The sequence below is a fragment of the Pseudomonas sp. GW821-FHT05H12 genome (genome assembly GCF_059419385.1).
Genome location: NZ_JBWKRS010000078.1, coordinates 1 through 8,943 on the forward strand (window position 1 = coordinate 1; position 8,943 = coordinate 8,943).

The window sequence follows — 8,943 nt, forward strand, 5'->3', positions numbered from 1 at the left end:
CCCCCCCCCCCCCCCCCCCCCCCCCCCCCCCCCCCCCCCCCCCCCCCCCCCCCCCCCCCCCCCCCCCGGGCTCCTACGAGGTTGTGTCAGGCCAGGGATTTGCGGGGGGTCAGGGTGACCCAGTAACGGGTGCGTGCGTGCACTTCCAGGCCGAGGGTTGAGGCCAACAGGGTGAGGATGCGATCAGTGTCATCCAGGCGAAAACTGCCGGTGACTCGTAGCGCTTCCAGGCTTGGGTCCCAGCGCAACACGCCCGGACGATAACGCTCCAGCTCGCGCAGAAAGTCACCCAGCGTTTGGTTCTGCGCCGTCAGCACACCGTCACGCCAGCCCAGTTGCGACACGTCAAACGGTGTCCACGCGCCCAGTCCGCTGACCTTCAGCGACGCTTGCTGGCCCGCCTGCAACGTTGCCATTTGCCCAGTCAAGTCGCGCACCTGCACGGAGCCCTTGAGCACCGACACCCGGCAACCCGCAGCCAGTTGCCGCACGCAAATGTCGGCCTCCCTCACCTCCAACTCGCCGTAGCGCGTGCGCAGCGTCATCACGGCCGCGCCGGGTACAGTCAGCGCCAGTTCACCGTCCACGAGGGTGATACGGCGCTGCGCGAGGTTCACATCCACCGCCGTCGCGGTATTGAGCTGCAAGCTGCCGCCGTCCGCCAATGGCAGGCGCTTGCGCTCGCCGGTGGCGGTGTGCAGGTCGGCACGCCAGGTCTCGATGGGCAATTGGCGGCTGATCAGCCAGGCCGTCGGCACCAGTGCCGCCAGGCCCAGCGCACGCTTGAGCACCGCGCGACGCCCAGGTTGCGGGCGGTCGAGGCTGGCCATCGCCAGCGCCGGGGGCAAGTCGTTGAAACGCTGGCGCAATGACTGGGCTTTCTGCCAGGTCTGTTCGTGTTGAGGGTGGCTGTCGCGCCACTGCTGCAAGTTGGCGTGATCGCCTTCGGTGGCTGCGCCGGATTCCAGCAGCGCCAGCCATTGCGCAGCGGCGCGGGCGACGTCGCGGTTCACAGGTCCACCAGCAAGCAATGCTCGTAGGCCTGGGCCATGTAGCGTTTTACCGTGCGTTCGGACACCTCCAGCCGCTCGGCAATCTCGCGATAGCCCAAGCCTTCCAGCTGGCTCCACAGAAATGCACGGCGCACCAGCGTCGGCAAGCCGTCGAGCAACTCATCCAGGGCCTGCAGGGTTTCCAGCAACAGCCAGCGTTGTTCCGGCGACGGCACGCACGCTTCAGGCAGGTTCGCCAAAGCGTTCAGGTAAGCCTGCTCGAGACTGCGCCGTTGATGAAAATTCACCAGCAGGCGCTTGCCGACCGTCACGAGATACGCCCGGGGCTCCTGCATCTGCGCGACCGGTTGAGCACTGGCCAGCACCCGCAGGAACGTATCCTGGCTCAGGTCCGCTGCATCCCAGGCGTTACCCAGGCGGCGGCGCAACCAGCTTTCCAGCCAGCTGCGATGGTCGCGGTACAGGCTCGACAGCGTGTGTTCCGGGGCGTGGGTCGAGGCAACAGCATCATTCATGGCAACAGACCTGCGCGGCGCGAGTGAGTCTCAAATGAGATTCATTCTATTTAATAACGCGTCGGCACACCATGCCCTTTTCAACATTGCGTTTATGCAGACACCTCTGCATCAAACACCTGCCCGCGTCCCACCACACGCCCAGGCGCCAGCACGGCACCGGGCGCCAACACCGCATTGGCACCGATGCGGCATTGATCACCGAGCAACGCGCCAAACTTGTCGCAACCCGTACGCTGCAAATGCCCGTCGACACGCACCAGCACTTCCTTGTCTGCGCGCTCATTGCGGTAGTTGGCAACAATGCTCCCGGCTTCCAGGTTGATGCCATGGCCCAGCACCGAATCGCCGACGAAGTTGAAATGCGCCAGCTTGCTGCCACGGAAGACAAAGGAGGTTTTCAGTTCGGCGCCAGGGCCGATGATGCACTGCGCGTCCAGCCAGCAGGCGCCGCGCAGCAACGAACCACTGGCGATAAAGCACTCGGCGCCGATGATCAACGGACCCTTGAGCAAGGCACCCGGCTCCACGATGGCCGTGCGGTGAACCGCCACGTCGCCGTCGATGTGGTAGTCGTCAGCGGGCAGCTCGGCGAGCAGTTGGCGCACGATCGTCGGTGCCTGGGTGACCAGCGCCCAGGGCGCAAGGTCTGCCCACGGCGCCCGCGCAGAGGTGGAAAAATCGGCGATAAAGTCGCTCAGTCGGATCAACGTCGAACCCTCCAGTGGTGAGAGAAGTTCGAAAACCTAGCATTACTGGCCGTCGAGTAATACCGGTTTGCCCAGCTCGCCGATTTTTTCCAGGCGTGCGCGCACGATGTTGCGACTGATATTGAGCAGCCGCCCCGTCTGCAATTGGTTGCCGTGGCAGTAGCGATAAGCCGCGCGAAAGATCGTCTCTTCGATGTGCTCGTACAGGTCCGGGATGTTCTGTTCGAACAACGCATTCAATGCGCTTTCCAGATCCACTGGGCCGCTCAACGCAGGCACTGCATGACTGGCTTCCTCCTGGCGAATGCCGGAAGAGCGCATGTCCACCAGGTGCAAATCCGCTGGCTGCACCCACTGGTTACGGCACACCAACAGCGCGTGGTGGATCGCGTTTTCCAGCTCGCGGATATTGCCCGGCCAACTGTGTTCGAGCATCTTGCGCTCGGCCTCGCTACTCAGGCTTGCGCGGTTGTAACCCAGGCGCTGGCAGTGTTCCTCCAGGAAGAATTCAGCCAGGGGCAGGATGTCGCCCGGGCGTTCGCGCAAGGGTGGCAGGCGGATGGTTGCGACGTGCAAACGGTAGAACAGGTCTTCACGAAAATGCCCGGCCACCACCGCATCGGCCAGGTTGACGTTGGTGGCGGCCACCAGCCGCACATTGATCGGGATCGGTGTGCGCGAGCCCAGGCGCACCACTTCGCGCTCCTGCAACACGCGCAGTAACTTGACCTGCATGTTCAGCGGCAAGTCGCCGATTTCATCGAGAAACAAGGTGCCGCCATTCGCCGCTTCGAACCAACCGGCCTTGTGGGTGGTGGCGCCGGTGAAGGCGCCCTTTTCATGGCCGAACAGTTCACTTTCCACCAGGGTTTCGGCGAAGGCACCGCAGTTGACCGCCACAAACGGTTCGCGTCCACGACGGCTCAGGGTGTGGATGTGCCGCGCGACCAATTCCTTGCCAGTGCCGGTCTCGCCGATGATCAAGGTGTTGGCTTCGCTGGGGGCCAGGCGCTCGATGCGCGCCAGCAATTCCTGGGAGCGCGGGTCCTTGAAGACCAGCACGGTGGCACGCACCGACTTGGTCAATTCACGGGCATTGGGATGGGTGATCAGCGACATGGTGCATTCCTGGCAGTAAAAGCGCGTGCTCAATAGTGCATGAACTTTTCTAGACCATTTAATTATAAATTAATATTTATATATTCCCTGATCGAATATACCAACAACCCGACACCCCGCTGCTGCTGGAGCAGCAATCGGCCAGCACTTGCGTGTTTGCTCATCAGCAGCACGGGTGCAGCGCCCCCCTGGACGAATCGCTGAAACCCTTGCCCCACGCGGGCTAGAGCGATTGTGACAGCGCCTGGCATGCAATCTGCTCTCTCCCTCCCAACACGATTCCACCTGTAGGAGCCGGCTTGCCGGCGATGGCGTCTGTTCAGACGTCGCAAGGCTCAAGAGCCTCATCGCCGGCAAGCCGGCTCCTACGGGGGATCGCTCATTCAGGTAGGGAGAACGCCCATGAAAAACGTTTGGCGCAAGAGCATCGCGGTGCTGTTCGGGGTGCTGGCATTCAGCGCAGTCCACGCGGAACCGACCTCGGTAAAAATCGCCATCGTCGCCTACACCCAAGGCGGCAAACCGGTGTTCGGCGGCATTGCCGGGCGGGTGATCGAGGACGGTTGGCTGGAGGCGCAACTGCGCGAACGCGGGGTGAAGCTGGAATGGATCGCCCTGCCCCACGCCGGCGCCGGCCCGCAGATCAACGAAGGCTTCAGCAACAACAGCCTGGACTTCGCCGTACGCGGTGACCTGCCTTCGGTGATCGCCGGTGCCGGCGGCGTGCCGGGCAAGTTGATCGTGCCCGGTGGCAGCGGCAACAACATCTACCTGGTGGTGCCCGAAGGCTCCAGCGCCAAGACCATCGAAGACCTCAAGGGCAAGCGCCTGGCCCTGCACCGTGGCCGGCCGTGGGAGTTCGCGTTCAGCAACTTCCTGGCGAGCAAAGGCCTGACCCTCGACGACTTCAAGATCGCCAACCTCAACCCGCAGGTTGGCGCCGCTGCCGTGTCGGCGGGCAAGGTCGATGCCGCCGTGCTGCTCAGCGAGGCCTATGCCCTGGAAGACAAGGGCGTCGGCAAGATCATCTGGTCGACCAAGCAAGGCAGCAACGACTGGCGCCTGGTCTCCGACCTGTGGGGCACCGAGGCCTTCGTGAAGCAGTACCCGGACATTACCCAGTTGCTCGCCACCGCCTGGGTGAAGGCGGCGTGGTGGATTTCCCAGCCGCAGAACCAGGACGCCTATTACCAATTGTCTTCCCGTGCCGGCACCGCCGAAAGCGTGCTGCGCCGCGACGATCAAAACGACCCGGTGGCCTGGAAGGAACGCTGGGCACCGAAAAGCGATGCGCAGCTCAAGGCCCACTACCAGGCGCTCACCGCCTATGCCCTGGCCAACCATCTGATTCGCGACACCTACGACATCGGCCCGTCATTGGCCACCGGTTTTACCAACCAGGCGCTGATCGACCTGAAACTCACCGACTACTGGCCGGCCCTGCGTGGCCAGGTCAGCACTAATCCGTAATAGGGAAATGACTGAATGAAACTGCCGCACTTCTTCGCCTTCGGCCTCAGTGTTCTGAGCCTGTCCATGAGCGCACTCGCTGCTGACGTGTATGCGCCCAAGCCCGACCCGCTGCAGGGCGACGGCCGTGTCTCGGCGTTCTACACCTGGGAAAAAGCCATCCCGGCCACCCCCGGTAAACTGCTGCGCAGCGAGCCGCTGGACAAGACCATCAGCCTGGCCAATGCCGCCAGTGCCCAGCGCATTCTCTACACCTCCACCAACGGCATCGATAACAAGACCCCAGTGGTGGTCTCCGGCGCGCTGTTCCTGCCCAAGGGCACGCCGCCCAAAGGTGGCTGGCCGGTGGTGAGCTGGGGCCACGGCACCGTGGGCGTGGCGGACGTGTGCGCACCGTCGTGGCAAGGCCGTTCGTACCGCGATGTGGAATACCTCAACCGCTGGCTGGCCGAAGGCTTCGCCATTGTCGCCACCGACTACCAGGGCCTCGGCGTTCCCGGCGGCCACCCGCTGCTGAACAGCCGCATGGCCGCCTACGGCATTCTGGATGCCGCCAAGGCTGTGGTCGCTGGCGTACCGGGCCTGGCAGACAAAGTGCTGATCGTCGGCCAGTCCCAGGGTGGCGCCGGTGCCTTTGCCGCTGCCGCTTACGCGGCCACCTATGCGCCGGACCTGGGCGTAAAAGGCAGCGTCGGCACCGGCGTGATCTACACCCTCGACTACGCCAAGAACCCCAGCGAAGAGGTGCGCAACAAGGTCGATCCGACCCTGGCCTACGGCTTCTACACCTTGCTCGCCGCCCAGCAATACGACCCGAGCATCAACCCCGCCGACTTCTACACCGACAAGGCCCTGCCGATCTTCGAACAGGCCCGTACCAGTTGCCTGTTTGCCCTGGAAGGCGACGTGGAAGGCCTCGGCCTGAGCATTGCCAACACCAAGAAAGACTACAAAGGCAAACAGCTCGCGCCGTGGCTCGCGCAGGTGTCGTACCCGACCCTGAAAACCTCCAAGCCGATCTTCATCGGCACCGGCGCCGAAGACACCACCCCCGCCGCCGCCACCCAAACCAAGCTGATGCAAGACGCCTGCAACGCAGGCTCGGTGGTCGAGGGCCACCTGTACAAAGGCCTGGGCCACAGCGCCACGGTCAATGCCTCGCTCAAGGACTCGATCCCGTTCGCCCACAAGGTCATCAACGACCAGCCGATCACCCCGATCTGCGCCCCGACCGCCCAGTAAGCAGGAGGCTTCATGAGCATCGAATTCTTCACCCGCCTGCCCTTGCACGGCGAAACCCAGTTTTTGCCCGGCGACCCGCGCAACCGCGGTGACTGGCATCGCGGCGGCGCCAACAGCACTGGTGCGGTCTCGGGGTTCAGCGTGGGCGACCACTTCACCTACATCGACTACCTGGGCCAGATTGCCAAGGCGGCGGAAATCAATAAATTTGGCGGCGCACTGATGGTCAACGCGCCCACCGGCGAAGAACCCTGGACGGTCTGCTCGCTGCTCGCCCGCGAGACCCGCACCCTGCAATTTGTCACCGCGTTCCAGCCCTACCACTACACCCCGTGGGTGGCGGTGCAGCAGGCCGCCACTTACCAACGCGCCACCGGCAACCGCCTGGTGTGGAACATCATCAACGGCGGTTCGGACGCGATCCAGCGCCAGGTCGGCGACTACAGCGACCACGATGAACGCTACGCGCGCGCCACCGAGTTCATGGACGTGGTCAAGGGCTATTGGCACAACGAAACCTTCCACTACGACGGCACGTTCTACAAAGCCGACGGCGGAGGCCTGCGCGGGCCGCTGAAAAAGGCGCAACTGCCGCTGATCTGCACCGCGGGCTCTTCGGTAGCTGCGCGGGAGTTTGCGGCCAAGCACGCCGACTTCTACCTGATGCGCGCCGAGCACCCGGACGAAATCGCCGCGCTGATCGCCGACCTGCGCCAGCGCGCATTGAAATGGGGGCGCACCGACATTCGCTTTGGCCTGTCGATCGATGTGATCACCCGCGAGACCGAAGAGCTGGCGCGCACCGAAGCCAAGCGCTTCTTCGACGAAGGCATCGCCCGTGGCGCGGTCAAGGCCGTGGCCGCCCACGCCGGGCTGCGCACTGCGCGCAAACTCAGCTACGAACATGGCTTTGCCGAGAAGAACGAAACCCAAGGCTTTGATGACTTCTTCATCCACCCCAACGTGTGGACCGGCTTTGGCTATATCGGCATACCACCGGGCTGCGCGTTGGTGGGCAGCTATGAAAACGTGGTGGCGCGGATCCGCGAGTACAACGGCATCGGCATCGACCTGTTTTTCCTCGCCGGCTACCCGCACCTCGAAGAAGCCTATCGCCTCGGCGAGCACATCCTGCCGCACTTTCGCAGCGAGCGCGCCGAGCTGAGCCGCAGCGCCGAGCCCCTACGCGAGCTGCACTCGGCCAACGGCGGAGCCTGATGCCATGACCTTACTGCTGAGCCGCCGAGACTTTCTCGGCTACAGCGCAACCGTCGGCGGCCTGCTGCTGGCCGGTTGCGGCCCAAGTGACGCGCCCACCGCCATCGCCGGCAGCGACCAGCCGCGCTATGGCGGGCGCCTGCGCCTGGGCATTCTCGACGGCAACCAGAGCGGCAATCTGGATGCGCACAAGCCAGTGGGCAGCGGTATCGTTCGCGGCTTTGCGCTGTACAGCAAGCTGTGGGAATGGGACGAGCAGATGCAACCGCGCCTGGCCCTGGCCGAATTCGCCGAGCCAAATGCCGACGCCAGTGCCTGGACCTTGCGCTTGCGTCCGGGCCTGGAATTCCACAACGGCAAGACCATCGACGCCGACGACCTGATCTTTTCGATCCGCCGCCTCACCGACCCGCAACTGGCGTCGCCGTATGCCGCGCTGCTGCATTGGGTCGACCGCGACAACCTGGTCAAGCTCGACAACCGCACCGTGCGCCTGGGCTTTCGCGAGGGGCGCAGCTACATGCCGCTGGCAGAAACCTGGGTCAACTTTGGCGGCATCGTGCCGGTGGATTACCACCCGGTGACCAACCCGGTGGGCGCCGGCCCCTACAAGCTCAAGAGTTTCACCCCGGGGCAGCGCTCGCTGTTCACGCGCTTTGAAAACTACTACAAGGACGGTAAGCCCTACGCCGATGAGCTGGAGATCATCGACTTCAAGGACCAAGTCGCCCGCCTCGCCGCCTTGCGCGCCGGGCAAATCGACATGGCCAATGTGATGCCCACCGAGCAACTGCCGATCCTGCAAAAGGACCCGCGCCTTCAGGTGATCAAGTCGGTGACCGGCAATTGGCTGTCCTTCGACATGAACCTCGACAAGCCGCCGTTCAACGACCCACGGGTGCGAGAGGCGTTTCGCCTGCTGGCCGACCGCGAAGAGCTGGTACGCCGCGCCCTCAACGGCCAGGGCCGCGTGGCCAACGACTTGTATGCGCCCAGCGACCCGACGTTCAACCACAGCCTCGGCCCGCGCCCCCATGACCCGCAACGCGCCGCGCAATTGCTCAAGGAGGCCGGCCAGGAAAACCTCGAAGTCGAGTTGGTCACCACACCGGGGCCGGGCTTGAGTTCGGCGCTGGTATTGGCTGAGCAGGCCAAGCGCATCGGCGTGACCCTCAAGGTCAAGCAAGTGGACCTCGCCACCTTCCAGGGCCCGCTGAAGAACGACTGGACCCTGAGTACCGGCGGCAGCATTGGCGCGCCGTTTTTGGCCAGCGCGATTCATACCGACGCGCCGTTTGCGGTGTCGAACAAGACCCACTTCAACGACCCGCAGTTCAGCGAGCTGTTCCTCGCCGCCATGGCCCAACCCGACCTGGAGAAACGCAAGGCCCTGGTGCATCAGGTGCAGCAGATCCAGTACGAGCGCGGCGGCATGTTGATCTGGGGCTACGCCGACCTGCTCGACAGCGTGTCCACACGCGTCGGCGGTGCCAGTGCCGAGGAGTCGCTGTTCAGCACCTGGCGCTTCGAAAAGCTCTGGCTCAAAGACACCGCCTGACCTCCCACGCCCTGTAGGAGCACGGGGGGGGGGGGGGGGGGGGGGGGGGGGGGGGGGGGGGGGGGGGGGGGGGGGGGGGGGGGGGGGGGGGGGGGGGG

At 64.4% G+C, this 8,943-nt stretch carries 8 protein-coding genes; 4 read left to right on the plus strand and 4 right to left on the minus strand.

Going from position 1 to position 8,943, the window contains the following annotated elements:
* Window positions 1-86: 86 nt before the first annotated feature.
* The 4 genes from AC07SU_RS30615 to AC07SU_RS30630 form a co-directional block, all read right to left on the minus strand.
* Window positions 87-1,013, minus strand: coding sequence for a FecR domain-containing protein (locus tag AC07SU_RS30615; protein ID WP_494999234.1), 927 nt, complete (start codon window positions 1,011-1,013; stop codon window positions 87-89).
* Window positions 1,010-1,528, minus strand: a complete 519-nt coding sequence (locus AC07SU_RS30620) for a sigma-70 family RNA polymerase sigma factor (protein ID WP_176999444.1) — start codon at window positions 1,526-1,528, stop codon at window positions 1,010-1,012. The genes AC07SU_RS30615 and AC07SU_RS30620 overlap by 4 nt, the downstream gene beginning before the upstream one ends.
* A gap of 92 nt (window positions 1,529-1,620) precedes the next feature.
* On the minus strand, window positions 1,621-2,238 hold the full coding sequence (locus AC07SU_RS30625; RefSeq protein WP_494999235.1) for an LbetaH domain-containing protein: 618 nt from the start codon (window positions 2,236-2,238) through the stop codon (window positions 1,621-1,623).
* 42 nt (window positions 2,239-2,280) lie between these two features.
* The gene (locus AC07SU_RS30630) at window positions 2,281-3,357 is read right to left on the minus strand and encodes a sigma-54 interaction domain-containing protein (protein ID WP_494999236.1); all 1,077 of its coding nucleotides are present in this window, start codon (window positions 3,355-3,357) and stop codon (window positions 2,281-2,283) included.
* 402 nt (window positions 3,358-3,759) lie between these two features.
* Here AC07SU_RS30630 and AC07SU_RS30635 point away from each other — a divergent pair, with 402 nt between their 5' ends.
* Genes AC07SU_RS30635 through AC07SU_RS30650 form a run of 4 tightly spaced genes read left to right on the plus strand, consistent with a single transcriptional unit; the run spans window position 3,760 to window position 8,845 of the window.
* The gene (locus AC07SU_RS30635; protein ID WP_176999447.1) at window positions 3,760-4,827 is read left to right on the plus strand and encodes an ABC transporter substrate-binding protein; all 1,068 of its coding nucleotides are present in this window, start codon (window positions 3,760-3,762) and stop codon (window positions 4,825-4,827) included.
* 15 nt (window positions 4,828-4,842) lie between these two features.
* A complete protein-coding gene (locus AC07SU_RS30640) occupies window positions 4,843-6,069 on the plus strand; it encodes a lipase family protein (protein WP_494999237.1) in 1,227 nt (408 codons plus the stop codon).
* A 12-nt stretch (window positions 6,070-6,081) separates the two neighbouring features.
* On the plus strand, window positions 6,082-7,287 hold the full coding sequence (locus AC07SU_RS30645; protein WP_494999238.1) for an LLM class flavin-dependent oxidoreductase: 1,206 nt from the start codon (window positions 6,082-6,084) through the stop codon (window positions 7,285-7,287).
* Between the two features lie 4 nt (window positions 7,288-7,291).
* On the plus strand, window positions 7,292-8,845 hold the full coding sequence (locus tag AC07SU_RS30650) for an ABC transporter substrate-binding protein (RefSeq protein ID WP_494999239.1): 1,554 nt from the start codon (window positions 7,292-7,294) through the stop codon (window positions 8,843-8,845).
* The last annotated feature ends 98 nt before the right edge of the window (window positions 8,846-8,943 follow it).